Origin of the sequence: Duffyella sp. Ts4 (genome assembly GCF_051851875.1) — a bacterium.
GTDB classification, from domain to species: domain Bacteria; phylum Pseudomonadota; class Gammaproteobacteria; order Enterobacterales; family Enterobacteriaceae; genus Duffyella; species Duffyella gerundensis.
Window position 1 is genome coordinate 59366 of record NZ_JBLYPN010000009.1, and the last position, 26158, is coordinate 85523.

The window sequence follows — 26158 nt, forward strand, 5'->3', positions numbered from 1 at the left end:
TTTTCCTTAACATGACACGTTTTGCGTGCTTTTTTAGTGAGTATCTATCCGGAACGTTGTCCGGCCTCAGCGATGGTAAATTCACAGAAACATGCAAAAAAATAACCGGCGCGGGTAGCGTCGGTTATTTTTTCATTTTGCAGGGCGCGTATTTTGCACCATTCGCAGTGATGAATACAAGACGTTCAGGCCTTCCTCGATAATTTCTTTACTGGCGGTCAGCGGAATCAGAAAACGGATCACGTTACCGCGTACGCCGCAGGAGAGGAGTACCAGCCCCTGACGGCCTGCTTCCTGCACCAGCGCCTGCGTCAGCAGCTTGTCCGGCCGCTGCCGATCGCCCGCCTCCACCAGCTCCATCGCCACCATTGCGCCGCAGCCACGCACGTCGCCGATACACTCAAATTCGCGGGCCATTGCGTGCAGCGCCGACTGTAACAGCTCGCCCTGCTGCTCCGCGCGCTGGTTCAACTGTTCCTCTTCAATGATCTCCAGCACCGCCAGCGCGGCGGCAATGCCGATCGGTGAGCCAGCGTAGGTGCCGCCAAGCCCGCCAGGCAGCGCTTTTTGCATCAGCTCACGACGGCCAACAATCGCCGAAAGCGGAAAACCACCGGCAAGACTTTTCGCCATAGTTATAATATCCGGCTCCACGCCGCTGTGCTCAATGGCAAAGGTTTTACCGGTGCGGCAGAAGCCGCTCTGAATCTCATCGGCAATCAGCACGATGCCATGCTCGTCACACAGCTTTCGCAGCTGGCGCAGAAAATCGGGTGAGGCGGCATAAAAACCGCCCTCGCCCTGAACCGGCTCAATAATGATCGCGGCGACATCGTCGGGCGCCACGTCAGCAGCAAAAATGCCCTGCAGCGCGCCCAGCGCCTGATTGTCTGAAATACCCAGATAGCTGGCGGGGTACGGCGCATGAAAAATGCCGCCTGGAAACGGGCCGTAACCTTTTTTATAGGGCTGCACTTTGCCGGTCAGCGCCATACCCAACAGCGTGCGGCCATGAAAACCGCCGCGAAAGGCGATGATGGCGCTGCGTCCGGTAGCAATGCGCGCCACCTTGATAGCATTTTCCACCGCCTCGGCACCGGTCGACATTAGCAGTGTTTGCGTGGGCGCCTGAATCGGCACCAGCGCATTAAGCTTTTCCGCCAGCTCAACATAGCTGCCGTACGGCGTAACCTGAAAACAGGGATGCGTGAACTGCTCCAGCTGCGCCTGCACCGCGGCAATGACCTTTGGATGGTTATGGCCGGTGTTCAACACCGCAATGCCGGACGCAAAATCGATGTAGCGCTGCCCTTCCACGTCCCACAGCTCGGCGTTGCGTGCTTTGGCGAGATAACCGTTCAGCGCGCTGGCTACGCCGGGTGTGACTGCCGCCTCGCGACGGGACTGCCACTGATGATTAGAGTGCGACATGCTGAACTCCTTGAGCCGGGAGGCCTGAGATGGGGGGACAACAGCGGGTTGCCTGTAACGGCGGCTTATATAAAGCACCTCATCCGCCAGCCTGATTTGCTGCCTCCCTGCGGCCTGGGACAGAAAAAACGCGCGGCGATGCGGCCTGCCCCGCAGGATGCCGGACGGTGCAACACACCGCCGCAGCCTTGCGGGTCAGGCGCAGGTTTTAACCGCCAACCATGCGCGCTGGCTCAGGCATTTTTCAGCATCCAGTCGATTTCGGTGGCGGTGATTAACCGCTCAAAGTGCATCATTTCGTGATGTTTGCAGCGATACCAGACGAAACCGAACCGATCGCCCAGCAGCTTGCGCAGCGCGTGACTCTCTTCAAAGGCGAGCAGCGCATCGCTCTGGCGAATCGGTAGCGGATTACCATCGGCTTCATGGCCATTGCCGGTAACCGGGTGCGGCAACGGCAACTGGTTATCAAGCCCGTGCAGAATACCGGCAAGTATTGCGGCCATGACCAGATAGGGATTGGCATCGGCGCCCGCAACACGGTATTCCACGCGATGATTTTCCACGTCGCCACAGGGAATGCGTAGTGCCACAGTTCGGTTGTTATGCCCCCAGGAGGCCTGCAAAGGCACAAAAGATTCCGGTAAAAAGCGGCGGTAGGCGTTGACGTTCGGTGCCAGCAGCGCCATAGAGGCGGGCATCAAATCGATCATCCCGGCCAGCGCGCGTTTCAACAGCGGCGAATCGCTGCCGTCGTCGCTGGCCAGCGCATTATGATCGGCGGCATCCAGCATGCTGATATGCACATGCATTCCGCTGCCCGCGTACTCTTCATAGGGCTTGGCCATGAAAGTGGCGGTCATGCCGTGTTTTTCGGCCACCTGCCGCACCAGTCGCTTGAGCTGAATGGCATGATCGCAGGCGCTTAACACGTTGCGCGTGTGATGTAAGTTGATTTCGAATTGCCCTGGCGACGCCTCTGCCAGCGCGCCATCGGCAGGAATGCCCTGCAAACGCGCCAGCTCATCAATCTCGCTGAGCACCGCGGAAAAGTGATCGAGATTATCCACCGAATAGACCTGCGACTGCATGTTGCGATCGTCGCTGCCCGGCGTACAGGGCGGCTGGATAAAGCCTTCGGCATCGCGGATTTTATCCACCAGATAGAACTCCAGCTCTACCGCTACCACCGGAAACAATCCCCGGTTGCGCAAGCGCTGCCAGAGGTGATTGAGTACGTTTCGGGGTTCAACGTCAAAGGGAGTGCCATCTTGATTGCGCATGGTGAGCAGAATTTGCGCCAGATGATGAGGATCGGTAGCGGAGGGAACCAGCGTATCGGCAACCGGCAGGCAGATGTTGTCCGGTTCGCCCATCGACTGGCCAAGACCGGCAGCTTCCACCGTGTTGCCCAGAATGTCCATGGCGAACACCGAGGCGGGAAAATAGCAGCCCTTTTCCAGCTTTGTCAGGCTGGTAACCGGAATGCGCTTGCCGCGAAAAACACCGTTTAAATCATTGAGAAGAATATCGACGTGCTGCGTTTCAGGATAGCGTTCCAGGTAAGTTTGCACTTCTCGCTGGAACGCGCTGGTTCGTTTCTCTTCACTGTGCCGCGTGAAGTCTTCTACTTCGACAAGATTGGTCATGATCCCACCCGCCCTTTACCGTTTTTGAAGGTTGCGCAATGCTCAAAAAAACAGCCACTGCTCTAACATAGCGCCTCCCTAAAAAGTGTGCAAATGTAACATTATTGTTTGAATATCCACCGGTGCGTTGCTAGATTGACAATATATTGCACAGATTTACAGCAAAAGGGCTTTTTCGGAAGAAATTTTGAACAGTGCGCAGGAGAGGCGATGGGCATTATTTTTAACAAGCCGTTGATTGGCGTAATAATGTGCCAAATCGACATGCAAGGTCATCCCAGCCAGATGGTGCATAACAAATACCTTGATGCCATCCTGCTGGCGGGCGGTATTCCGCTGGCGCTGCCGCACGGCTTGCTGGCAGCACCCGATTTGCTTGAGCAGGCGCTGGCTCCGCTTAGCGGCATTCTGTTAACCGGCAGCCCAAGTAATATCGAACCCTGGCACTATGGTGAATCTGGCGATGAGCCGTGCGCCGATCCCGGCCGCGATAAGCTCGCCTTCGCGTTGATTAATGCGCTGATTGCGCATCGCACACCGCTGCTGGCAATCTGCCGTGGCTTGCAGGAACTGGTGGTGGCCACTGGCGGCACACTGCATCGTCAGCTTCATGTGCAGCCGGGTTTACGCGATCATCGTGAAAACGGCACCTTATCGCTGGATGAACAATATGCCCCTGCGCACGATATTGTTATCGAGCCGGATGGCCTGTTGCGCGAACTGATGGCTGGCGAAACTGCTTCTTGTGTTAATTCGCTGCATCAGCAAGGCATTAAAACGCTGGGCCCTTCGTTGCGCAGTGAAGCGCGCAGCGCCGATGGCCTGATTGAAGCGGTGAGCCTGCGCGATCATCCGTTTGCGCTGGGGGTGCAGTGGCATCCGGAATGGCACGCCGCTGAATCACTGCTGTCACAACAGCTGTTCGGCGGCTTTATCCGCGCCAGCCAGCGTTATCAGCAGGACGCCCGACCATGAGCGAAGCCACCCTGGCGCCCGGACGGCGCCTGTCGCAAATTCGTCAGGAAAAGGGGTTATCGCAGCGGCGCGTGGCCGAGCTTTCCGGGCTGACGCACAGCGCCATCAGCACCATTGAGCAGGACAAGGTCAGCCCGGCGGTAAGCACGCTGCAAAAGCTGCTCAAGGTCTATAACCTGTCGCTGTCGGAATTCTTCTCTGAACCGGTGATCGCCGCAGCGCCAAAAGTGGTGATTCAACCCGAGGATCTGATCGATATTGGCGGTCAGGGCGTCTCACTGAAGCTGATCCACAATGGTAATGCTCTGCGCACGCTGGCGATGCTATTGGAAACCTACGAGCCCGGTGCCACCACCGGCGAGAAGATTCGGCATCAGGGAGAAGAGACCGGCACCCTGCTTGAGGGAGAAATTATCCTGACGGTTGGCGGCCAGCGTTATCACCTCTGTGCTGGCGAAAGTTATGTCATTGATACCGGGCAGCCGCACAGTTTCAGTAATCTGTCCGCAACGCCGTGCCGCATCGTTAGCGCCCACACGCCCGCCACGTTTTAGGCGGTTTTCCAGCCGAGGTCATGATGAAACATATCGAGAGTTTTTACGCGGCGACCGCCAATGACCACGACGACTGGCCGCGGCTGGAAGAGTCGATTCAGACCGATGTCTGCATCATTGGCGGCGGCTTTACCGGCCTCTCTTCTGCGCTGTTTCTCACCGAAGCGGGTTATGACGTGGTGGTGCTGGAAGCAGCGCGCGTTGGCTATGGTGCCAGCGGCCGTAATGGCGGTCAGGTAGTTAATTCTTACAGCCGCGATATCGACGTTATTGAACAGCGCTATGGCGCAGAAAGCGCGCGCATGCTGGGCAGCATGATGTTCGAAGGCGCAGCGATCATCCGCGATCGCATCGATCGTTACGCGATCGCCTGTGATTATCGTCCCGGCGGCATTTTCGCCGCGCTGAATAACCGGCAGCTGAATCACCTGCGGGCGCAGAAAGCCCGCTGGGAACATTACGGCAATCATCAGCTGGAATTGCTGGACGAAACCGGCATTCGACGCGAAGTGGCCTCAGAGCGCTACGTTGGCGGGCTGCTCGATCTGCAGGGCGGCCATCTGCATCCGTTAAACCTTGCGCTTGGCGAAGCCGAAGCGATACGCCGTCACGGCGGCCGCATCTATGAGTTTTCCGCCGCCACGGCCATTGATTACGGCAACCCAAACCGTGTTAAAACCGCCAGCGGTGAAGTCACCGCGAAATTTGTGATTTTTGCTGGCAATGCCTACATTTCGCCGCAGGTCGAGCCGCGTCTGAGTGGCAAAAGCATGCCCTGCGGTTCGCAGATTATCACCACCGAACCGTTGAGCCGCGATCAGGCGCTGAGCCTGCTGCCGAACAATTATTGCGTGGAAGATTGTAACTATCTGCTCGATTATTTCCGTCTTACTGCCGATAACCGCCTGCTCTACGGCGGCGGTGTGATCTACGGCGCCCGCGAGCCGCAGGATATCGACAACCTGATTTTGCCCAAGCTGCTGCGCACTTTCCCGCAGTTGCAAGGGGTGAAAATCAGCCATCGCTGGAGTGGAAACTTCCTGCTGACGCTATCGCGCATGCCGCATTTTGGTCGGCTGGAGCACAACACCTATTTTATGCAGGGCGACAGCGGCCACGGCGTGACCTTTACTCATCTGGCAGGAAAGCTGATTGCTGAAACGCTACGCGGCGACGCCGAACGCTTCGACGCCTTCGCTAACATACCGCACCTGCCCTTCCCCGGCGGCCGACGCTTCAAGGTGCCGCTGACCGCCATGGGCGCGGTGTGGTACGCGCTAAGGGACAGATTGGGGGTGTGAATTAACCCAGTGGCATCACCGTTGGATCGCTGTAGCTGTACTCAAACCCCAGCTCATGACAAATTTTCCCGCCGTCGATCACTTTGCCTGGCTCACCCGGATCGGCAACAAAGGTGGGGGCGGTTAACCCCAGCTGTTTTGCCACTGTCGGATAAAACTGGTTGCGTGCCGGATGCTGAGGCGCGCAGAGGTTATAGACGTGCCCGCCTTTTGGGGTTTGCAGCAGCAGGATGATGGCATTGATCACATCATCAAGGTGCACCAGATTGACCCCCTGCCCGCCATCCTGCAGATCGGTTTTGCCCGCAAGAAAGCGGCCCGGATGACGATTAGGCCCCACCAGCCCCGCCAGACGCAGAATATCCACTGAGGTATTAGGCAAACCGTGCAACCAGTTTTCCAGCTCCACCAGCGTTTTGCCCGCTACGGTTTCCGGCACCAGCTCGCTGCTTTCTTTCATCACGCCCGCACCTTTACCGTAAACCGAGGTTGAGCTGGTGAACAGGATACGCGGCACGTTGTAAGCCAGCGCGCTATCGACGATGTTCTGCACCGCCTGCATATATTTCTCACCGCCTTCCACCGTGCGGCTGGCGGGCAGCGTCACAATCAGCACATCCACCTTAAGCAGTGATTCGAGCTCATCGGCATCGCACACAATTTCAGGTGTCAGCTCCAACTGGCAGGCATCAATGCCACAGCGGCGCGCGGCATCCACACCGTCGGGCGTGGTTTTGGTGCCGCTGACCTGCCAGCCACGCGCGGCCAGCGCCATGGCTAACGGCATGCCCAACCAACCCAGGCCAACAATCGCTACCTTTTTCATCCTTTATTCCTCTTTGAGACGGTTCTTGCCTTAAGCTACGTCAGCCCGCCGTGACTGACAATGGCTGATTGTTTCCATCCGGTAACATGCTGAAAAAAAGGGTTGCCTTCGTTGGCTAATCTGGTTAGGTTAATTGGCAGACTAATGAATAGACATTCACACGGATTTATATGACCAGCGTACAGTTCACCCACCATCATCACCATCACCCTGACTAGTCTTTCAGGCGATGAGTGCTGGAAGACGTTTAGGATCTTCCAGTGGCGCGAACAACGCAAAGAGAGCCCCCGGAAGATTATCTTCCGGGGGTTTTTTTATGGGCTGACGTAAAACATCCGCCAGCCATCAACAGGATTTTATGAGGACAGGACCGATGTTAGATAACACCCGTTTACGCATAGCTATGCAGAAATCTGGCCGTTTAAGCGATGAATCACGCGAATTGCTGACGCGCTGCGGCATCAAAATCAATCTGCAGGAGCAGCGTTTGATCGCCTTCGCTGAGAACATGCCTATCGATATCCTGCGCGTGCGCGATGACGATATTCCAGGTCTGGTGATGGACGGTGTGGTTGACCTCGGCATTATTGGCGAAAACGTACTCGAAGAAGAGCTGCTGGACCGTCGTGCTCAGGGCGATGATCCGCGTTACTTTACCCTGCGCCGCCTTGATTTCGGCGGCTGCCGTCTGTCGCTGGCGATGCCGGTTGATGAAGAGTACACCGGCCCGCAGTGTCTGGAAAACGCCCGCATCGCGACCTCTTATCCCCACATCCTGAAGCAATATCTGGACAAGAAAGGCATTCCTTTTAAATCTTGCCTGCTGAACGGTTCGGTTGAGGTGGCACCGCGTGCCGGTCTGGCCGATGCCATTTGCGATCTGGTCTCTACCGGTGCCACGCTGGAAGCCAATGGCCTGCGCGAAGTCGATGTTATTTATCGTTCCAAAGCGGTGCTGATTCAGCGTGACGGCGAAATGTCCGCCGCCAAGCAGGAGCTGATCGACAAGCTGATGACGCGCATTCAGGGCGTCATCAAAGCGCGCGAATCAAAATACATCATGCTGCACGCGCCAAGCGATCGTCTGGAAGAGGTGATTGGCCTGCTGCCGGGCGCTGAACGTCCAACCGTGCTGCCGCTGGCGGGCGACAAGAGCCGCGTGGCGATGCACATGGTCAGCAGCGAAACGCTGTTCTGGGAAACCATGGAAAAACTGAAGGCGCTGGGTGCCAGCTCCATTCTGGTATTGCCAATTGAGAAGATGATGGAGTAAGACGATGAGCGCATTCAATACCCTTATTGACTGGAATCAGTGCAGTGACGAGCAACAGCAACGTCTGCTGATGCGCCCGGCGATTTCTGCGTCTGATGCCATTACGCAGACGGTGCGCGCCATCCTTGACAAGGTGAAAGCGGAAGGCGACGACGCCCTGCGTTATTACAGCGCCACCTTCGATAAAACTCAGGTCGATGCGTTGCGCGTGTCGCAGGCGGAGATCGACGCGGCGTCCGCGCGCCTTGACGACAAGGTCAAACAGGCGATGGCGATCGCCGTACGCAATATCGAGACCTTTCACGTCGCCCAGCAGCTGCCGGCTGTGGATATCGAAACGCAGCCTGGCGTGCGCTGCCAGCAGGTGACGCGCCCGGTGCGCTCGGTTGGCCTGTATATTCCTGGCGGCTCTGCGCCGCTGTTTTCCACCGTATTAATGTTGGCGACGCCTGCCCGCATCGCCGGTTGCGGTCGCGTGGTGCTCTGTTCCCCGCCGCCGGTGGCTGATGAAATTCTGTATGCGGCACAGCTGTGTGGCGTCCAGGAAGTGTTTCAGGTTGGCGGCGCGCAGGCGATTGCTGCGCTGGCACTGGGTACCGAATCGGTGCCTAAAGTGGATAAGATCTTTGGCCCGGGTAACGCCTGGGTAACCGAAGCCAAGCGCCAGGTGAGCCAGCGTCTGGATGGCGCGGCGATCGATATGCCTGCGGGTCCATCTGAAGTGCTGGTGATTGCCGATGCTGAAGCCACACCCGATTTTGTCGCCTCCGATCTGCTTTCACAGGCGGAACACGGTCCCGACTCACAGGTGATTCTGCTCACGCCATCCGCCGAGCTGGCGACGGCGGTGGCTGAAGCAGTAGAGCGCCAGCTGGCGCAACTGCCGCGTGCGGAAACCGCCCGTAAGGCGCTGGAGAGCAGCCGTCTGATTGTGGCCCGCGATCTGGCGCAGTGCGTGGAAATCTCCAACCGCTACGGCCCTGAGCACCTGATCATCCAGACGCGCCAGGCGCGTGACTGGGTGGAGAGCATCACCAGCGCTGGTTCAGTATTTCTCGGCGACTGGTCGCCCGAATCGGCAGGCGATTACGCCTCCGGCACCAACCACGTGCTGCCAACTTATGGTTATACCGCCACCTGCTCGAGCCTTGGCCTGGCCGATTTCCAGAAGCGTATGACGGTGCAGGAGCTGACGCCGCAGGGCTTTTTGCAGCTGGCGCCGACGATTGAAACCCTGGCTGCTGCCGAGCAGCTGATTGCCCACAAAAATGCCGTTACGCTGCGCGTTGCCGCTCTTAAGGAGAAAGCATGACCGATATCACTGCGCTGGCCCGGGCCAACGTGCGCGACTTAACGCCTTACCAGTCGGCGCGCCGCCTGGGTGGCAACGGCGACGTCTGGCTGAATGCCAACGAGTTTCCACTGCCGGTGCCGTTTGAGCTGTCGCAAAATACGCTGAATCGCTATCCGGAATGTCAGCCGAAGTTGGTGATCGAGCGCTACGCCCGTTATGCCGGTTTGCAATCCGATCAGGTGCTGGTGAGCCGCGGTGCCGATGAAGGCATTGAGCTGCTGATGCGCGCCTTCTGTGAACCAGGCAAAGATGCGATTCTGTTCTGCCCGCCGACCTACGGCATGTACAGCGTCAGCGCGGAGACCATCGGGATTGAATACCGTACCGTGGCGGCCACCGATAACTGGCAGCTGAACCTGCCAGCTATCGCTGAACAGCTGGATGGCGTCAAGCTGGTCTATATGTGCAGCCCGAACAATCCTACCGGCAATCTGATCAGCGCTGACGATATTCGTCAGCTGCTGGAGATGACGCGCGGCAAGGCGCTGCTGATTGCCGATGAAGCTTATATTGAGTTCTGTCCCCAGGCGACGCTGGCGAGCTGGCTGGCGGAGTATCCGCACCTGGTGATTCTGCGCACGCTGTCCAAAGCCTTTGCGCTAGCCGGTCTGCGCTGCGGTTTTACCCTGGCGAATCCACCGGTGATCGATCTGTTGATGAAGGTGATTGCACCCTACCCGCTTTCCACGCCGGTGGCAGATATTGCCGGCCAGGCATTAAGCGATGATGGTATTACGCTGATGCGCCAGCATGTCGCGCAGCTGAACAATAATCGCCAGTGGCTGCTCGATGCGCTGCGTCAGTGCGCCTGCGTAGAGCAGGTTTTCGCCAGCGAAACCAACTATGTTCTGGCGCGCTTTAGCGATTCTCCCACTATCTTTAAAACCTTGTGGGATCAGGGCATTATTTTGCGCGATCAAAACAAACAGCCGGGGCTGGCGGGATGCTTGCGTATTTCTATCGGTACCCGCGACGAGTGCGAACGCGTTATCGCTGCACTGCAACTTTTATCCGGCGCTTCCAGGGAGCACGCATGAGCCAGAAAACGCTTTTTATTGACCGCGACGGCACCATTATTTCTGAGCCGCCCGAAGATTTTCAGGTCGACCGTATGGACAAGCTCGCCTTTGAGCCGGATGCCATTCCAGCGCTGCTGAAGCTGCAGAAAGCGGGCTATCAGCTGGTGATGATCACCAATCAGGATGGTTTAGGCACCAGCAGCTTTCCACAGGCGGATTTTGATGGCCCACACAACCTGATGATGCAGATCCTAATTTCGCAGGGCATCACCTTCAGCGATGTGCTGATCTGCCCGCATAAGCCGGAAGATCACTGCGACTGCCGCAAGCCTAAAGTCAAAATGGTGGAAGCCTGGCTCACTGACGGTGCGCTGGACAAGGCCAACAGCTATGTGATCGGCGACCGGGCTACTGATATCGAGCTGGCCGAAAACATGGGCATTCAGGGCCTGCGTTACGGTAACGAGAACCTCGACTGGAACGCGATTGCCGCGCAGCTGACCAAACGCGATCGCCATGCGCTGGTGGAACGCAACACCAAAGAGACGCAAATCAAAGTAGAAGTCTGGCTGGATCGCGAAGGCGGTAGCCGCTTTAACACCGGCGTTGGTTTCTTTGACCATATGCTGGATCAGATCGCCACCCACGGCGGCTTTCGCATGAACATTGAGGTGAAAGGCGATCTCTATATTGACGATCACCACACCGTGGAAGATACCGGCCTTGCGCTGGGTGAAGCGTTGCTGAAAGCGCTGGGCGATAAGCGTGGCATCGGCCGCTTCGGTTTTGTATTGCCGATGGACGAATGCCTGGCGCGCTGCGCGCTGGATATCTCCGGCCGCCCGCATCTCGAATACAAGGCGGAGTTTACCTATCAGCGCGTCGGCGATCTCAGCACGGAAATGGTTGAGCACTTCTTCCGCTCGCTCTCTTACACCATGGCGAGCACGCTGCACCTGAAAACCAAGGGCAAGAACGATCATCACCGCGTGGAGAGCCTGTTTAAGGCCTTTGGCCGCACGCTGCGCCAGGCGATTCGCGTTGAAGGCAATACGCTGCCGAGTTCGAAGGGAGTGCTGTAATGGATATTGTGATTCTGGATACCGGCTGCGCCAATCTCTCTTCGGTGAAATGGGCAGTGCAGCGTTTGGGTTATGAGCCGCAGGTCAGCCGCGAAGCGGATATCGTGCTCAACGCCGATAAGCTATTTTTACCGGGCGTCGGCACTGCTCAGGCAGCAATGGATCAGCTACATGAACGTGAGCTAATCGGGCTGATCAAAGCCTGTACCCAACCGGTGTTGGGCATCTGTCTCGGCATGCAGCTGCTGGGTGCCACCAGCGATGAGAGCGGCGGCGTGCCGACGCTGGGTATTGTCGATCAGCCGATAACGCTGATGAACACACACGATCTGCCGCTACCCCACATGGGCTGGAACCAGATTTCCTCCCTGGCGGGCCATCATCTGTTTCGTGGTATTGCCGAAGATGCCTATTTTTACTTTGTGCACAGCTACGCCATGCCGATCAACGCCAGTACCATCGCCCAGTGCCATTACGGCGAAGCCTTCACTGCTGCGGTGCAGAGAGATAATTTTTACGGCGTGCAGTTCCACCCTGAGCGCTCCGGCAAAGCGGGCGCGCAGTTGCTGAAGAACTTCCTGGAGATGTAAGGATGATTATCCCCGCTTTAGATTTAATTGAGGGCAAGGTGGTTCGGCTGCATCAGGGCGATTATGGCCAGCAGCGCGATTATGGCAGCGATCCGTTGCCACGCCTGCAAGACTATGAGCGTCAGGGCGCGCAGCTGTTGCATCTGGTTGACCTGACCGGCGCGAAAGATCCCGCCGCACGGCAAATACCCCTGCTGAAAACCCTGATTGCGGGCGTCAGCGTGCCAGTGCAGGTGGGTGGCGGTATTCGTAGCCGTGACGACGTGGCGGCGCTGCTGGCTGCGGGCGCGGCGCGCGTGGTGGTTGGCTCCACGGCGGTAAAAGATCCTGAAGAAGTTCAGCAGTGGTTCCGTGAGTTTGGTGCCGAGGCGATTGTGCTGGCGCTGGACGTGCGCATTGACGCCAACAACCGTAAGGAAGTGGCGATCAGCGGCTGGCAGGAAGCAGCAGGCGTGACGCTGGAGGAAGTGATCGAACAGTATCAGCCGTTTGGCCTCAAACACGTGCTGTGCACCGATATTTCACGCGATGGTACGCTGAGCGGCTCTAACGTCGCGCTCTATCAGGACGTGGCAGCGCGCTATCCTGAGGTCAGCTTTCAGTCGTCCGGTGGCATTGGTTCACTGGACGATATCGCCGCCCTGCGCGGCAGCGGTGCGCGCGGCGTGATTGTCGGTCGGGCACTTTTAGAAAACAAATTTACGGTAGCGGAGGCGATTTCATGCTGGCAAAACGGATAATTCCTTGTCTTGATGTACGTGACGGCCAGGTGGTGAAAGGCGTGCAGTTCCGCAATCATGAAATCATCGGCGACATCGTTCCGCTAGCGCAGCGCTACGCGGAAGAAGGCGCAGATGAACTGGTGTTCTACGATATTACCGCCTCTTCTGATGGCCGGGTGGTTGATAAAAGCTGGGTGTCGCGCGTGGCAGAAGTCATTGATATTCCCTTCTGCGTGGCTGGTGGCATTAAAACGCCGGAAGAGGCCGCACAGATTCTCTCGTTTGGCGCCGACAAGATTTCCATCAATTCACCGGCACTGGCCGATCCGTCGCTGATTACCCGCCTCGCCGATCGTTTTGGTGTGCAGTGCATCGTGGTCGGTATCGATACCTGGTTTGATGAAGCCAATGGCATTTACCAGGTCAATCAATACACCGGCGACGAAGCGCGCACGCGCGTGACCGAATGGCAAACGCTCGACTGGGTGCAGGAAGTGCAGAAACGTGGCGCCGGTGAAATAGTGCTGAACATGATGAACCAGGACGGCGTGCGTAACGGCTACGATCTGGTGCAGCTGAAGAAAGTGCGCGAGGTGTGTAAAGTGCCGCTGATTGCCTCTGGCGGTGCCGGCACCATGGAACATTTTTTTGAAGCCTTTGATGTGGCTAACGTTGATGGCGCGCTGGCGGCATCGGTGTTCCATAAGCAGATTATTAATATCGGTGAGCTGAAACAGTTCCTGATCGCTAAAGAAGTGGAGATTCGCGCGTGTTAACAGCAGAACAACTGGACCAACTGGATTGGGTGAAAACCGACGGCATGATGCCGGTCATTGTGCAGCACAGCGTCTCTGGCGAAGTGTTGATGCATGGCTACATGAATCAGCAGGCGTTAACGCACACGCTGAACGAAGGCAAAGTGACCTTCTGGTCACGCACCAAACAGCGACTGTGGACCAAAGGCGAAACCTCTGGTCATTTCCTCAACGTGGTAAGCATTACGCCCGATTGCGATAACGACACGCTGCTGGTGCTGGCTAATCCCCTTGGCCCAACCTGTCATAAAGGCACGTCCAGTTGCTTCGCACCGGCAGCGGCCGACTGGACTTTCCTCTATCAACTGGAAGAGCTGCTGGCATCGCGTAAAAGCGCCGATCCTGAAAGCTCTTATACCGCCAAACTCTATGCCAGCGGCACCAAGCGCATCGCGCAGAAAGTGGGTGAGGAAGGCGTCGAGACCGCACTGGCGGCCACGGTTAACGATCGCCATGAGCTGACCAATGAAGCGTCCGACCTGATCTATCATTTGTTGGTACTGCTGCAGGACCAGGATTTAAATCTCAGCACCATTATTGAGAACCTGCGCCAGCGTCATAAATAATTCCCTTTGATTACCACCCGCGCAGGTTCTCTCCTGAGCGGGTTATTCCCTTTCCCCGCCCTATCCTTGCTGGAGCCCACGATGACGACCACCCATGAAAAACTGCTTGCCCTGCTCGACCAGCATCAGGCGCGTTACACACTAATGGAGCATACACCAACCGGTAAATGTGAAGAGGTCGCTGCCATTCGCGGTACCGCCATCGGCCAGGGTGCCAAAGCGCTGGTTTGCCACGTCAAAGGTAACGGTATTCGTCAGCATGTGCTGGCAGTGTTACCCGCCGACCAGCAGGCCGATTTAACACGCGTCGCTTCAGCGGCAGGCGGTACGCGCGCCTCGCTCGCCAGCCCGGCAGAAGTGGACAGGCTAACGGGTTGCGTGTTTGGTGCCATTCCGCCGTTTAGCTTTCATCCTGATTTACGCCTGCTGGTTGACCCGCTGCTGTTTGAGCGATTTGACGAGATAGCTTTTAATGCGGGTTTGCTGGAGAAATCGGTGATCCTTAACACCAACGATTACCGGGCACTATGCAAGGCTAACATCCTGAATATCATCCAGTAATTTCCATCAATACCGGTCAATGTTACTCCGCGTGAGCCCTCATCACGACATACGAAGACTTTTACTATTGAAATAAATGCTTTTCTGCCAGTCAGCGGAAGACGCTGGTGCTCGCTGTAATAGCTGGCTGCGCCTTCAGCACGCAGGTAAAAATCGAGCAGATACGCTTCGCTGTCGATCTCACTATGCACCGTTTGAATCCAAAACACTCCAGGGCAAGCTGGTCGGTTTCAATATCCATCTGGGTAATGCACTGTGTATCCAGATGCAGGCGAAATGCGTCTGGGTTGAGAGCGAGTTTCACGGCATGATCCCGGCTCTAAAGGCGCGTAAATTCGATGCTATTCTGTCACACATCGGCATTACGGAAGAGCGCCTGAAGCAGATCGATTTCACCGTTCCGCTATATGATACCCTCACCCAGCTGATTGCCCGCAAAGGCACTGGCGTGCTGATGACGGCCGACTCACTGAAAGGCAAAACGGTCGGTGTGCAGCAGGGAACGGTACAGGAACGTTATGCGCTGGCGAAATGGCAGCCTCATGGTGTGACCGTGGTGCCCTATGGCGATCAGGCACAGGTAGAAAGCGATCTGGTTTCTGGCCGACTGGATGCCGTCTTTACCGACGCGGCACAGGCGGCGATTGGCTTCCTGAAGCATCCGCAGGGCAAAGATTTTGAACTGGCTGGCCCGATTATTCAGGATCCGATTATCGGCCCAGGCACGGCAATTGGCCTGCGCAAAGGCGATACCGAACTGAAAACGGCGCTGGATAATGCCTTTGCCGAAATCAAAAAGAATGGCACCTTTGATCAGATTCAGAAGCGCTACTTCGCCACGGATATCTCAATCCAGCAATAAACTCGCGGTCGCCCTTTTTCGTCCTCACCGCGATCCGGCACTATACTCTAACTTTTTCGGGACGGCGCGCTGTCGTCCTTTGCCGATTAAAGGACATTAACACGGTATGCATCAACAACATCATCCACTGTTAAGCGCCTCTTTAGGCACCCAGCGTGAAATCATCAGTTTTCATTTTGCTGAGGACAATGAACGTCAGGTTTATATTCAGGCTGCGCTGCATGGCGACGAACTGCCCGGTATGGCGGTTGCCTGGTATTTAAAGCAGCGGCTGCAGGCGCTGGAGTCTGCCGGACAGCTTAAAGCTGCATTTACCCTGGTACCGGTAGCCAATCCGCTGGCACTGGGACAGCACTGGCACGGTACGCATCTGGGCCGCTTCCATACCCTCTCCGGTCAGGACTTTAATCGCCGCTTCCCGTCACTGGGCACAACACTGGCCGCCGGGCTGGCTGAGAGTCTGACCCAGAGTGAATCACAGAACAGGAACCTTATCCGCGATGCGATTGATCGTCATTATCGCGATACCGTGCCAAAAACCGAGCTGGATGCACAGCGCTATACGCTGATGCGCATGGCCAGTCAGGCCGATCTGATGATTGACCTGCACTGTGACTGGGAAGCTGTACCGCATCTCTATACCACGCCGCATGCTTGGCCGGACATTGAGCCGCTGGCGCGCTGGTTAGGCAGTGAAGTACAGCTGCTGGCACAGATCTCCGGTGGAGAGCCATTTGATGAAGCCTGCTGCGAACCCTGGCTGACGCTGGCAGAGCGATTTGGCAAGGATTACCCGATGCCGCGCGGCTTACTGCCGGTGACGCTGGAGCTGCGTGGCGTGCGTGATGTGTCGCCTGAACAGGCGGAGAAAGATGCGGATGCCATTATTCCGGCGCTGCAGGAAGGCGGTTATATCGGCTACAGCGAACCGTCGATTTCCGTAGAGGTGGCCGCGCCCGTCATCGGCGGCGATGAACTGGTTCCGGCGAGTGCGGGCGGTGACGATATCGTGGCCATCAATGACGGGCCGATTGGTTTGAACGTACCTGACGTTGCTGAAGCACCGGGCGAGACGGGCGTGATTAAAGAACGTCACAGCGAGGGTTCGGCGGCCGCCTCCCCTGCCCTGAAAAATCCACCTACGCCGTTAGCAGGCTGTGAATATATTCATTCGCCGATGTCAGGGTTGATTCTGCATCGCAAACCGCTGGGCGCACTGATTCGTCCGGGAGAAGTGGTGGCTGAGATTGTTGATCCGATTACGGACCACATCACTCCGCTGGTAGCGGAGTATGGCGGTATTCTCTATGCGAGGCACTGGGTAAGATTTGCAACGGCAGGCATGCTGGTGGTGCGGCTGGCCGGTGAACGGGAGATTCGGAGCGGGGATTTGCTGGTGGTGTAAAATATAGTGGTAAAAGCATCTATCCATTACCTTACTTTCTGAAAGTCTTGGGTTTTTTAACAAAAAAACGCTTAATGCTTGATAAGTACAAGAAATTAAATTAAAAAGTCTTACAATTTCTTTACATTTTACGCATTAAATCCGAGGATATATGAAGCAAAGGCTATTGGAGCTTGATGGTTGCAGAGGCTTACTATGCTGGACAGTTGTTGCAGGACACTGGATCGGTAGCCGAATGGGATGGGGAAATGTTAATTTTTCTCATTCCTACATATCTGTAGATGGTTTTTTCATACTGTCTGGTATAGTACTTTCTTACATTTATAAAGAAAAGTTATTGAGTTCCAGTAGTGAATTTTTTAAATATTCATTACATCGTCTGGAGCGACTTTACCCTTTGCATATCCTGACTTTTGTAATTACTTATCTTATTTATAGTAAATTCTTCGATAGTTTCCCTTTCGAAAACCCAGGTCTGACCGCTATGTATAATATGCTTTTAATACATGGTTTAGGTTTTGCGTCATCCTGGAACTGGAATGATCCAAGCTGGTCAATATCAGTAGAGCTATATGCTTCTATTTTTGCATTCCCGTTATTAATAAAAATAAAAAATAACTTCACGCTAATAACTATTGCCGTCATCTGTTATCTTCTTGTTTATGCCAGACATCATAATCTTGAAGCAGCAACAGATCTTCATCTGTTTTTATTCTCATCGGGAATGCTTAAATGTATCGCGGGCATTTCACTGGGAGTACTCATATCAAACCTATCAAATTATGCTTCTTCGAAACAAAATGCTGGTTTCCTGATAACGGCATTCCAGACACTCGCCGTAGCTATAGCTGGATACTTTATTTATTCAAAATCTACTATTCACTCTCATGACGTGCTGGTAATCGTTTCTTTCTGCTACATATTCTTTACACTAATAAATTATTCTAGCTTCTGGAGTACCTTCGCATCCAACAAAGTAATGGTTTATTTCGGTAATATCAGCTTTTCAATATATTTGCTACATACGCCTATAATGTTGCTTCTTGACCAGACCAGTTTTTTTAGAAAGAGCAATTTAGTAATCCAAACATTAACATTTATAATAGCGTTAGTTTCTATTTCACACTTCATATACAACCGCTTTGAATTGCCAATATATAAAAGACTTAAGGAAAAATCCGATAACTCAATTGATAAACATTATAGCTCTGATGCTTTGTAATTACCAAACGCTCCCTGAAATAACTTATTTTAAAGAGTAACAAAAAGGCCTCCGAAGAGGCCTTTACTATTTTAGTTAATCTAACCACTCAGTGTGGAACACGCCATCTTTATCAATACGCTTATACGTATGCGCACCAAAGTAGTCGCGCTGCGCCTGAATCAGGTTTGCAGGCAACACTTCTGAACGGTAGCTGTCGTAGTAAGCGATCGCCGCGGAGAAGGTTGGCGTTGGGATACCGTTCTGAATTGCGTAAGAAACGACATCACGCAGCGCCTGCTGATACTGATCCGCGATATCTTTGAAGTACGGAGCCAGCAGCAGGTTAGCGATGCCTGTATCGGCTTCATAAGCATCGGTGATCTTCTGCAGGAACTGGGCACGAATGATGCAGCCAGCGCGGAAGATCTTAGCGATTTCCCCGTAGTGCAGCTCCCAGTTGTTCTCTTCTGACGCAGCACGCAGCTGTGAGAAGCCCTGCGCATAAGAGACAATTTTGCCCAGGTACAGAGCGCGACGAACTTTCTCGATGAATTCCGCTTTGTCACCTGTGAAGGCTTTAGCCTGTGGGCCGCTCAGTACTTTAGAGGCCGCAACACGCTGCGTTTTCAGTGAGGAGAGGTAACGAGCGAAGACAGACTCGGTGATCAGTGACAGCGGTTCGCCAAGATCCAGTGAGCTCTGGCTGGTCCATTTACCGGTGCCTTTGTTCGCTGCTTCATCCAGAATCACATCAACCAGGTATTTACCGTCTTCGTCTTTCTTGGTGAAGATATCTTTGGTGATGTCGATCAGGTAGCTGCTCAGCTCGCCGTTGTTCCAGTCGGTGAAGGTTTCAGCCAGTTCTTCGTTGTTCAGACCCAGCGCGCCTTTCAGCAGAGCGTAGGCTTCTGCGATCAGCTGCATATCGCCATATTCGATGCCGTTGTGAACCATCTTCACATAGTGACCCGCGCCATTCGGACCGATGTAAGCCACACAGGCTTCGCCATCTTCTGCACGTGCCGCAATCTTATCCAGAATCGGTGCAACCAGCTCGTAGGCTTCTTTCTGGCCACCAGGCATGATGGATGGACCTTTCAGTGCACCCTCTTCACCGCCGGAAACGCCGGTACCGATGAAGTTGAAGCCCTGATCAGAAAGCTCTTTGTTACGACGGATGGTGTCTTTGTAGAAGGTGTTACCGCCATCAATCAGGATGTCGCCTTTATCCAGGTGTGGTGTCAGTGAGGCGATAGTCTTGTCAGTCGCTTCACCCGCCTGAACCATCAGCAGGATACGACGAGGTTTTTCCAGCGATTCAACAAACTCTTCAACGGTGTAAAAAGGAGCAAGCTTCTTGCCCTGGTTCTCGGCGATGACTTCGTCAGTCTTTTCGCGTGAACGGTTGAAGATAGAAACAGTGTAACCGCGGCTCTCAATGTTAAGAGCCAGATTGCGGCCCATCACTGCCATACCTACAACGCCGATCTGTTGCTTGGACATTATTTACTCCTGTCTGATTTGAGACTAATAATCATTCAAAAATGCACTTTTTCATAATACATGATGCTAATCTAAAATTACATAGGGTTGTAAAATCAAGCACTAACAGACAAAAAAGAACATGTTCCTGTCTGAAACCCGACGTGGGAATTATATTTTGTTGCGTAACTGCTCTAACTCTTCTTCACATACTCTGACTCGTTCAATATAGCGTTGAAGTTCAGAGACGATACTTTCCTTTTCTTTCTTGAGGTTTTCATACAGGTCTATTGCTGCATACGCATCAAGGGTAGATTGCTTCGCTTTACGCTGTTCATATTCAAGCCGGCCGTGCAGGTCCAGTATAATAGGCAACAATACATCTGACGGATTTAAATCCGTGGTCAAATCACCATATTCAGGATCAAAACTGGCTAATGCTTTATCGATTGCATCGTCAAGTCTTGACGTTTTATTAGGATCGATCCAGTAGTCGGTTAAGAGGAAGGCAAGCAATTTTTTCTGTTCTGTATTCATTTTATCAGGATTATCAGAAAATGCTTTTTCCAGATCTTTTTTATCTTCGATTATGTTTGAGCACTGCTGCCATTCACACTTGCCTGCACAAAAAACAGAGGCTCCGTCAATTAATGCTTCAATTCCAACGCCGGAGTTGATGGTAATAACCGATCTGGATTCTCTGATTAGGTGATGAATGTTGCTGTTGGTTCTGACCACCCAGGGATTGCTTTGGGTCAGCAATGTAATCGTCTCTTCAACAGCAAAAGACTGGCAGAACGGATGTCTTTTAACGAATAAATAAACTTGTTTTTCTCGTGCAACATCAGCCGCATCTAGCAGTAACCGGACGCCATCATAGTGACTATGAATAGCAACCGGGTCATTCTGAACCTGCATAGGATAGAAAACAAAATCATTAGCACTGTCAGGCAGTGCCTCGTCAGACTGAGGATATTTTGACTCGTTTTTTTCAATGAACTTCAATTTCCATTCATCGAGTATTTTTTCGACTTCATTTTCATCTAAAGCACTGACTTTTTCTCTGTATTCGTCAAAGTTTAGCGAAATATCGGACCATCCTGAATAGCCAGAAAATTCCATTGAAAATAACGGAGTAATTGCAGCTTCCTTCATCCTTACTACGTTATTTTCATCACCCCATGAGTGATAAGAAAAGACTAAAGTTCCCTTTTCAGGCTTTCTGGGAGCCTCATCAGCGCCAAATGGAACTTCTCTGAAATAAAGAGGAATTTTCCTTTCTGTAAGAGCCAGAATCAGGTTATTAATAAAAAATCTGTGCTTATGTCCATCGACTGGGTTTTTCATCCATGATACCGGAACTTCTACAACGATTTTTGATGGCATGGATTTCTCTACTTTGTCACTCAAGTTCATTGTATACCCCCAACGTTTTCTTTATCACATACGTCGAGCAAAAACGCGACATTACCCAAGCCCGAGCATTGATTCCAAATTCCGCTCTCAATTTTTTATTCGTAATTAACGTTTCAAGTTTTTGTGCCAGATCGTCAATGTTTTTATCGACGATAAAACCTGTATTGTTGTTAACAACGATACTACTGCATCCCCCCCTGTCGTAAGCGATTGAGGGACGCCCAACAGCCGCAGCCTCTATCAAAATCCTTGGCACACCCTCGGCATAAACTGATGGCAGAGCAACGATATTTGATTCCTCTATAAGCGTTTTTACATCATCGCGTTGACCAAGCCAGATAATATCTTCTGCTTCGGACCATTTCCTGATGACATTATCGGGAATAGCGTCAGGGTCTTTCTTAACAGTAATGCCTGCAACAACCAGGTTAAAATGGATCCCTTTTTTAAGGAGAACCTTTCTGGCTTCAACCAGATCAGAAAGGCCCTTGCTCCAGATAAGACGACTGGCAAATAGTACTGTTGGCGGTGTATTATCGGGTTCATTCAGATATTCAAATTTTCCAGTATCAATTCCTGCACCATCGATCACAATCGTTTTACTGGAATCGATTCCAGTAATTGATATTATTTTATCGCGGTCCAAATCATGTTCGAAGATAAAGAAAATGTCCTTTTTTTTACTAATCCAGCGATAAAAAATTGAAACAATATATTTAAGTATTCTGTATTTTTTTGCATTCGAGGAGAATACACGTCCCAGGCCAACAAAGCTTAATACCAGTTTTTTTCTGAAAGCTTTTGCATAAAAGCCACCGATAAGGCACGGCTTAATGGTTATGCAGTGTAGGATGTCAGGATTTATTTTCCTGATAATTTGAAGAGACCGGACCAAATCCCTGAATATGACAAACGGATTGAGAGATTGCTCTGACATCCTGGAATTATGGGGTTGAATGCCTGAAGACTCGAAATCATTGAAGATCTTTGCATTTTCGAAATTGCAGACTACATGAACTTCATATCCATTTTCTTTTGCAGCGAGCGCCCGCTCTTTCCAGTGTAAATTGAAATACCAATCAGAATTAATATAAAAACAAAGCTTTTTCATTAACGCCTGCCATTTTTGAAACCTTTCGCTGCAAAGAACAAACCATCAACAACACCTCTGGATAGAGACGCAAGATAACTAAGCTTACTCTCCGACTTCACAGCCATCAGATAATATTTCGTTATCCGCATTGAGATAGAAACAATGCTGAACGGTTTTTTGTCAGGGAAGATATAACGCGATAATATTAAATTGCGTGCTAAATAGTAAATTTTCCATGGCATCATAGCAGAACTGGATTCAACAACATCGTGGTGAAAAACCAGATCGGGATTATATATTAATTTGCAATCCTCGATATGCAATTTCCACGAATAGAATACATCATCGAAATAGATAAAAAGTGATTTATTAATGAACTGATATGTCTCTTTAAGCGTATCAAACGCTACGAAAACCCCAACAAATGAAAATGCCTGAATCTCTGTAGAAACCAATTCAATAGCTTCAAATTCAGATTTTTCACCAGAATACTGCAGCAACTCACTAACAGTATTAGGTATTTTTTTCCATGGGATATTCATTTTACAACGCGTACCACGCGTATCCAGAACCCGGGTCGCAATCGCCTGAGCGTTTTGCTTGTCACTGGCTGTGAATTTGTCGAGTAATGTTGAGTCCGGATAGGCGTCATCATCGAAGAACAGCACCCAATCCGGGGTGCTGTTTAATGCTATCCATTCAGAGCCTCTGTAAAAGCCACCAGCTCCGCCATCATTAACTTCACTTGAAATTATTTTTAGCCGTGGATCAATCAGATTTTTTAACCACTCAGAGGTAGCATCTGTAGATGCATTATCCACAATAACTATTTCATGAAAGGGTAATGATGCTACCGCAGCCCAACACTTTTTAAGTTTTTCGAGACGATTGTAGGTGACGATTAAAGCGGCAATCTTCATCTAGGGTTAACCGAGAAAACGGGCATTTTCTGATCGTTGCCCAGCGCCTCGCGGTATTTTTCAACAATGTCCAGAGCTTCTTTTATCGTTACGTCCATATCAAGATAGCGATAAGTACCTAAACGACCGATAAAAGTAATATTCTCTTCCTTTTCCGCTTCATCAAGATATTTATGCAGCAGCTGCATTTCGCCCATCTGCCTGATGGGGTAATAGGGAATATCGTTTTCAGTGCAGGATCTGCTATATTCTTCATAGCAGACAGACTGTTCATGATCTTCCCAAGGTGAAAAATATTTGTGCTCAGTAATGCGCGTATAGGGAACATCGACCTCACCATAGTTCATTACGGCGCAGCCCTGATAATCACCTTCAGCTTCAAAACGCTTAAAGTCTAACGTCCGGTAACCTAGACGACCTGATTTGAAATTGAAATACCCGTCTAACGGACCGCTATAAAAGACATGGTCATAATTCACTTTTTCGTTACGATCAAAACGGGTATTTAATTCAACAGTGATATTTTCATGGTTGAGAATCGATTCTACGATAGGGGTGTAGCCCTCTTTCGGCATTCCCTGATACTTATGATTGAAATAGTTATCATCATAATTGAATCTGACAGGCAATCTTTTCAGAATAGACGCAGGTAACTCTTTAGGTTCCATTCCCCATTGTTTGATTGTGTAGCCTTTGAAAAAGGCTTCATATAGCTCTTTACCCACAAAGCGTAATGCCTGCTCCTCGAAAGTCTGAGGATCGGTAATGCTTCTGTCACCTTTGGAATCAATGAGTTCTTTCGCTTGCTTCGGGTTGCAGGTTTGGCCAAAAAACTGATTAATCGTATGCAGATTGATAGGAAGCGAATATACGCTGCCATTTACAGTCGCCTTGACGCGGTTGATATAGGGCATCATTTCGCAATGTGAGTTGATGTATTCCCACACTTTTTCATTATCAGTATGGAAAATATGAGGTCCATATGTATGAACCATCACATTCGTTTTAGCGTCTCTTTCACTGTAGCAGTTACCCGCTATATGATTGCGCGCATCGATAATACGTACTTTATGGCCATCTTCAGCCAGTTCACGGCCAATTACCGCACCAGAAAAACCAGCACCAACGATCAGAATATTCTTTTTCATAAATTAACCTAAAATCACACGACGAATTTTGTAATAGTTACGAGCGATCATTTGCCTGCGTTTACTGCCAACCGGAGCAAACCGGTTGAAGTAAGGCATAATCTTCCTTTTAACCTTAGTCTGGAACAGAATATGCTGACTAGCTATTGCAGGGTGCGTAGTAAAACCGGTTTTATTCAAACGGTCATAAACTTCTTTCTGCCATGGTGTCGCATTGATATATGACATAAAATTATCGAAGAAATCTACATGAGGCGCATCCCACGGCTTGTTTTCGCCGGCAAAATGGATCATTTTAGGCTGCTTTCTTGATTTCAGAAAATCCATGTAAGTTACAAATTTCAGATTGGGAAAGAAATCATCGGTGTTTCCATTGCCATGATATACATTCCATTCACCTGGAAGATAATGAACGCGGTCGTAAAATACCTTATTCATAATATCCTGATCGAGGAACCAGTATCTGCGCGCCTTCATCGCCGCCATCAGACTGGCAAAGGTGTTTTCTTTTCTCATTTGAGAAATATTGAAAAGAATAATACCAGCCTGAAAATAGTTTTGGGTTTCTTTCATGCCTAAAATCTGTTCCAGATACTGGCCAGCATTCAGGTTGGCAGGTTCGTCAATATGAGCAATAGCGCCGAACTTAACGAAACCTTCCATCACGATGTCACGGACTGCAGCAATTAAATTCTCGCCAACTTCAGTATGAACCAGTTCGGCGACGTCACTTTCTACGATGGTATCAGCATCAATAAACAGAACTTTTTCAAATTCACTGAATATAGAAGGTATAAATAACCTGGCATAAGTAGCAGCACTGAAGTGAGCACGTGTATATACACTTTTCATTTCGCTAAAGGCGTTTACATCAAAGAAGCGCAATGAAAAATTTCTCCTGCCTTTAAGCAGAGAGATAAAACGGGACTTGTTTCTTTGTGAAACACCGTTTTCCAGAATCACAATATCGTAGTTATCAGTTTCGCTACTGTTTTTGATAATTGAGTTGACCAGCGCACCGCCACTCAGAGAATAATTATCGTCAAAACAAATAACTACAGGAATGTTATTGTGATTAAATGCAGGCTTTAACTTTCCGTTAAATGTTTCGGTTTTAACAAAAGTTCTCTGGAGTTCTTTCTTTTTCAGGCCAGAACACTTTTCCTTGTGAATCAGGAAAATATTGAAGAGACGTTCGGAGATATGTCCGATCACGCGTTTCTCCTGACCGTTATAATTTCTCATTGAGAAATTATTTTCCATGTCATCGAATATGCTGAAAAGCCACTCTGAGTATTCTGCAAATAGCTCAGATTTCATAACAAACATGTTAGTGTAATAGCCGTCGTGGGCACTGTTAAAAATCTTAACTGCAGCGGCATATTCCGGATACAGATATAGCAGACTGTCTATAGCTGACTGGTAGTCCTCAATATGCAGGTGCTGTGAAATTTTATAATGCTCATAATTATTTTTACTTCCTGCCTGCCTGACACTCCATTTTTTTGGCAGTAAGATATCGTTATCAGCGATAGCATTAACGATTGACTCTTCATTCAGACCAAACTTGGTTTCATATTCTTCTGAAATAATTTCGTCATTTACTACGCCCCACACATCTTCAGGATAATCCTGCTTATCTGAAAAATTCAGATGGCGCCTGTAGTGCATGAAACCTACATATTCAGAAGAAATATCATTCTTCCATACCCAGTATTGTGCCGTCAGCTCGCAGTAAAATGGATTTTTTACCGAAATATTTTCACCGGAATCATCACCATCGCAACATATATCGTTGAAGCTGTTCGCTTTTCCAACATGAATAGGTTTAATTATTGGAGATGAAAGAAAAGCGCTAGGCTTATGATGGCTTGTATAGAGTTTAACTTTATTAGTGTGAATACTCATTC

At 51.3% G+C, this 26158-nt stretch carries 24 protein-coding genes, 1 pseudogene and 1 other annotated feature; of the genes and pseudogenes, 16 read left to right on the forward strand and 9 right to left on the reverse strand.

All coding sequences use genetic code 11. The features are described 5' to 3' along the window. Nucleotides 1-132: 132 nt before the first annotated feature. Together gabT and ACJY2L_RS14115 are read right to left on the reverse strand one after the other, a co-directional pair. Nucleotides 133-1431 (reverse strand): 4-aminobutyrate--2-oxoglutarate transaminase, encoded by a 1299-nt coding sequence (gene gabT / locus ACJY2L_RS14110; RefSeq protein ID WP_439212347.1) that lies wholly within the window; start codon nt 1429-1431, stop codon nt 133-135. Nucleotides 1432-1664: 233 nt separating this feature from the next. Further along, nucleotides 1665-3083 carry a glutamine synthetase family protein gene (locus tag ACJY2L_RS14115; protein ID WP_439212668.1) on the reverse strand — a complete coding sequence of 473 codons (1419 nt, stop codon included), beginning with the start codon at nt 3081-3083 and terminating at the stop codon, nt 1665-1667. A 207-nt stretch (nt 3084-3290) separates the two neighbouring features. Here ACJY2L_RS14115 and puuD point away from each other — a divergent pair, with 207 nt between their 5' ends. Genes puuD through ACJY2L_RS14130 form a run of 3 tightly spaced genes read left to right on the forward strand, consistent with a single transcriptional unit; the run spans nt 3291 to nt 5910 of the window. Next, the gene (gene puuD, locus ACJY2L_RS14120; RefSeq protein ID WP_439212348.1) at nt 3291-4055 is read left to right on the forward strand and encodes a gamma-glutamyl-gamma-aminobutyrate hydrolase; all 765 of its coding nucleotides are present in this window, start codon (nt 3291-3293) and stop codon (nt 4053-4055) included. Then, entirely contained in the window at nt 4052-4609 is a 558-nt protein-coding gene (gene puuR / locus ACJY2L_RS14125; protein ID WP_439212349.1) for an HTH-type transcriptional regulator PuuR, read from the forward strand. Before puuD ends, puuR begins: the two co-directional genes overlap by 4 nt. Before the next feature lie 23 nt (nt 4610-4632). Further along, nucleotides 4633-5910: an NAD(P)/FAD-dependent oxidoreductase gene (locus ACJY2L_RS14130; protein ID WP_082691690.1), complete on the forward strand. Its 1278-nt coding sequence runs from the start codon at nt 4633-4635 to the stop codon at nt 5908-5910. Between the two features lies 1 nt (nt 5911). Here the strand turns inward: ACJY2L_RS14130 and ACJY2L_RS14135 are convergent, their stop codons facing one another. Continuing rightward, on the reverse strand, nt 5912-6736 hold the full coding sequence (locus ACJY2L_RS14135) for an SDR family oxidoreductase (RefSeq protein WP_439212350.1): 825 nt from the start codon (nt 6734-6736) through the stop codon (nt 5912-5914). A gap of 170 nt (nt 6737-6906) precedes the next feature. Here ACJY2L_RS14135 and hisL point away from each other — a divergent pair, with 170 nt between their 5' ends. The 13 genes and pseudogenes from hisL (at nt 6907) to ACJY2L_RS14200 (ending at nt 18207) form a co-directional block, all read left to right on the forward strand. Next, entirely contained in the window at nt 6907-6954 is a 48-nt protein-coding gene (gene hisL, locus ACJY2L_RS14140; protein ID WP_157883921.1) for a his operon leader peptide, read from the forward strand. After that, nucleotides 6930-7054 (forward strand) — a sequence feature (His leader region). (Overlaps the previous gene by 25 nt.) A 55-nt stretch (nt 7055-7109) precedes the next feature. Next, a complete protein-coding gene (gene hisG / locus ACJY2L_RS14145; protein WP_067431998.1) occupies nt 7110-8009 on the forward strand; it encodes an ATP phosphoribosyltransferase in 900 nt (299 codons plus the stop codon). A gap of 4 nt (nt 8010-8013) precedes the next feature. After that, on the forward strand, nt 8014-9321 hold the full coding sequence (gene hisD, locus ACJY2L_RS14150) for a histidinol dehydrogenase (protein WP_225701526.1): 1308 nt from the start codon (nt 8014-8016) through the stop codon (nt 9319-9321). Further along, nucleotides 9318-10400, forward strand: a complete 1083-nt coding sequence (gene hisC / locus ACJY2L_RS14155) for a histidinol-phosphate transaminase (protein ID WP_439212351.1) — start codon at nt 9318-9320, stop codon at nt 10398-10400. The genes hisD and hisC overlap by 4 nt, the downstream gene beginning before the upstream one ends. After that, nucleotides 10397-11464, forward strand: coding sequence for a bifunctional histidinol-phosphatase/imidazoleglycerol-phosphate dehydratase HisB (gene hisB / locus ACJY2L_RS14160; protein ID WP_439212352.1), 1068 nt, complete (start codon nt 10397-10399; stop codon nt 11462-11464). Before hisC ends, hisB begins: the two co-directional genes overlap by 4 nt. Further along, nucleotides 11464-12054: an imidazole glycerol phosphate synthase subunit HisH gene (gene hisH / locus ACJY2L_RS14165; RefSeq protein WP_439212353.1), complete on the forward strand. Its 591-nt coding sequence runs from the start codon at nt 11464-11466 to the stop codon at nt 12052-12054. The genes hisB and hisH overlap by 1 nt, the downstream gene beginning before the upstream one ends. A gap of 2 nt (nt 12055-12056) precedes the next feature. After that, on the forward strand, nt 12057-12794 hold the full coding sequence (gene hisA / locus ACJY2L_RS14170) for a 1-(5-phosphoribosyl)-5-[(5-phosphoribosylamino)methylideneamino]imidazole-4-carboxamide isomerase (RefSeq protein WP_439212354.1): 738 nt from the start codon (nt 12057-12059) through the stop codon (nt 12792-12794). After that, the gene (hisF, locus tag ACJY2L_RS14175; protein ID WP_439212355.1) at nt 12776-13552 is read left to right on the forward strand and encodes an imidazole glycerol phosphate synthase subunit HisF; all 777 of its coding nucleotides are present in this window, start codon (nt 12776-12778) and stop codon (nt 13550-13552) included. Before hisA ends, hisF begins: the two co-directional genes overlap by 19 nt. Next, a complete protein-coding gene (gene hisIE, locus ACJY2L_RS14180; protein ID WP_187487477.1) occupies nt 13546-14157 on the forward strand; it encodes a bifunctional phosphoribosyl-AMP cyclohydrolase/phosphoribosyl-ATP diphosphatase HisIE in 612 nt (203 codons plus the stop codon). The genes hisF and hisIE overlap by 7 nt, the downstream gene beginning before the upstream one ends. Nucleotides 14158-14238: 81 nt before the next feature. Then, nucleotides 14239-14718 (forward strand): YbaK/prolyl-tRNA synthetase associated domain-containing protein, encoded by a 480-nt coding sequence (locus tag ACJY2L_RS14185; RefSeq protein ID WP_439212356.1) that lies wholly within the window; start codon nt 14239-14241, stop codon nt 14716-14718. Nucleotides 14719-14822: 104 nt separating this feature from the next. Further along, a pseudogene (locus ACJY2L_RS14190) lies at nt 14823-15580 on the forward strand (ABC transporter substrate-binding protein). A gap of 106 nt (nt 15581-15686) precedes the next feature. After that, on the forward strand, nt 15687-16985 hold the full coding sequence (locus ACJY2L_RS14195) for a succinylglutamate desuccinylase/aspartoacylase family protein (protein WP_439212357.1): 1299 nt from the start codon (nt 15687-15689) through the stop codon (nt 16983-16985). 151 nt (nt 16986-17136) lie between these two features. Beyond that, complete coding sequence (locus ACJY2L_RS14200; protein WP_439212358.1) at nt 17137-18207, forward strand: acyltransferase family protein; 1071 nt, start codon at nt 17137-17139, stop codon at nt 18205-18207. Nucleotides 18208-18282: 75 nt separating this feature from the next. Here ACJY2L_RS14200 and gndA read toward each other — a convergent pair whose 3' ends face one another. The 6 genes from gndA to ACJY2L_RS14230 all read right to left on the reverse strand — a co-directional run bounded on the left by gndA (nt 18283) and on the right by ACJY2L_RS14230 (nt 26156). Beyond that, on the reverse strand, nt 18283-19692 hold the full coding sequence (gene gndA, locus ACJY2L_RS14205; protein WP_439212359.1) for an NADP-dependent phosphogluconate dehydrogenase: 1410 nt from the start codon (nt 19690-19692) through the stop codon (nt 18283-18285). Between the two features lie 150 nt (nt 19693-19842). Further along, entirely contained in the window at nt 19843-21081 is a 1239-nt protein-coding gene (locus ACJY2L_RS14210; protein ID WP_439212360.1) for a capsular polysaccharide export protein, LipB/KpsS family, read from the reverse strand. Next, entirely contained in the window at nt 21074-22198 is a 1125-nt protein-coding gene (locus tag ACJY2L_RS14215) for a glycosyltransferase family 4 protein (protein WP_439212361.1), read from the reverse strand. Before ACJY2L_RS14215 ends, ACJY2L_RS14210 begins: the two co-directional genes overlap by 8 nt. Continuing rightward, complete coding sequence (locus ACJY2L_RS14220; protein WP_315310302.1) at nt 22198-23100, reverse strand: glycosyltransferase; 903 nt, start codon at nt 23098-23100, stop codon at nt 22198-22200. Before ACJY2L_RS14220 ends, ACJY2L_RS14215 begins: the two co-directional genes overlap by 1 nt. Then, nucleotides 23097-24248, reverse strand: coding sequence for a UDP-galactopyranose mutase (gene glf / locus ACJY2L_RS14225; protein ID WP_439212362.1), 1152 nt, complete (start codon nt 24246-24248; stop codon nt 23097-23099). Before glf ends, ACJY2L_RS14220 begins: the two co-directional genes overlap by 4 nt. A gap of 3 nt (nt 24249-24251) precedes the next feature. Next, the gene (locus ACJY2L_RS14230) at nt 24252-26156 is read right to left on the reverse strand and encodes a DUF4422 domain-containing protein (protein WP_439212363.1); all 1905 of its coding nucleotides are present in this window, start codon (nt 26154-26156) and stop codon (nt 24252-24254) included. Nucleotides 26157-26158 lie beyond the last annotated feature (2 nt).

Excerpts from the sequence above, each read along its gene's own strand:
- hisF (WP_439212355.1), top strand. The coding sequence starts at position 12,776 with ATGCTGGCAAAACGGATAATTCCTTGTCTTGATGTACGTGACGGCCAG.
- gndA (WP_439212359.1), bottom strand. The coding sequence starts at position 19,692 with ATGTCCAAGCAACAGATCGGCGTTGTAGGTATGGCAGTGATGGGCCGC.
- ACJY2L_RS14130 (WP_082691690.1), top strand. The coding sequence starts at position 4,633 with ATGAAACATATCGAGAGTTTTTACGCGGCGACCGCCAATGACCACGAC.
- puuD (WP_439212348.1), top strand. The coding sequence starts at position 3,291 with ATGGGCATTATTTTTAACAAGCCGTTGATTGGCGTAATAATGTGCCAA.
- hisB (WP_439212352.1), top strand. The coding sequence starts at position 10,397 with ATGAGCCAGAAAACGCTTTTTATTGACCGCGACGGCACCATTATTTCT.
- ACJY2L_RS14230 (WP_439212363.1), bottom strand. The coding sequence starts at position 26,156 with ATGAGTATTCACACTAATAAAGTTAAACTCTATACAAGCCATCATAAG.
- hisC (WP_439212351.1), top strand. The coding sequence starts at position 9,318 with ATGACCGATATCACTGCGCTGGCCCGGGCCAACGTGCGCGACTTAACG.
- ACJY2L_RS14195 (WP_439212357.1), top strand. The coding sequence starts at position 15,687 with ATGCATCAACAACATCATCCACTGTTAAGCGCCTCTTTAGGCACCCAG.
- hisD (WP_225701526.1), top strand. The coding sequence starts at position 8,014 with ATGAGCGCATTCAATACCCTTATTGACTGGAATCAGTGCAGTGACGAG.
- glf (WP_439212362.1), bottom strand. The coding sequence starts at position 24,248 with ATGAAAAAGAATATTCTGATCGTTGGTGCTGGTTTTTCTGGTGCGGTA.
- puuR (WP_439212349.1), top strand. The coding sequence starts at position 4,052 with ATGAGCGAAGCCACCCTGGCGCCCGGACGGCGCCTGTCGCAAATTCGT.
- ACJY2L_RS14185 (WP_439212356.1), top strand. The coding sequence starts at position 14,239 with ATGACGACCACCCATGAAAAACTGCTTGCCCTGCTCGACCAGCATCAG.
- ACJY2L_RS14215 (WP_439212361.1), bottom strand. The coding sequence starts at position 22,198 with ATGAAAAAGCTTTGTTTTTATATTAATTCTGATTGGTATTTCAATTTA.
- ACJY2L_RS14135 (WP_439212350.1), bottom strand. The coding sequence starts at position 6,736 with ATGAAAAAGGTAGCGATTGTTGGCCTGGGTTGGTTGGGCATGCCGTTA.
- ACJY2L_RS14220 (WP_315310302.1), bottom strand. The coding sequence starts at position 23,100 with ATGAAGATTGCCGCTTTAATCGTCACCTACAATCGTCTCGAAAAACTT.
- ACJY2L_RS14200 (WP_439212358.1), top strand. The coding sequence starts at position 17,137 with ATGAAGCAAAGGCTATTGGAGCTTGATGGTTGCAGAGGCTTACTATGC.
- hisG (WP_067431998.1), top strand. The coding sequence starts at position 7,110 with ATGTTAGATAACACCCGTTTACGCATAGCTATGCAGAAATCTGGCCGT.
- gabT (WP_439212347.1), bottom strand. The coding sequence starts at position 1,431 with ATGTCGCACTCTAATCATCAGTGGCAGTCCCGTCGCGAGGCGGCAGTC.
- hisH (WP_439212353.1), top strand. The coding sequence starts at position 11,464 with ATGGATATTGTGATTCTGGATACCGGCTGCGCCAATCTCTCTTCGGTG.
- hisA (WP_439212354.1), top strand. The coding sequence starts at position 12,057 with ATGATTATCCCCGCTTTAGATTTAATTGAGGGCAAGGTGGTTCGGCTG.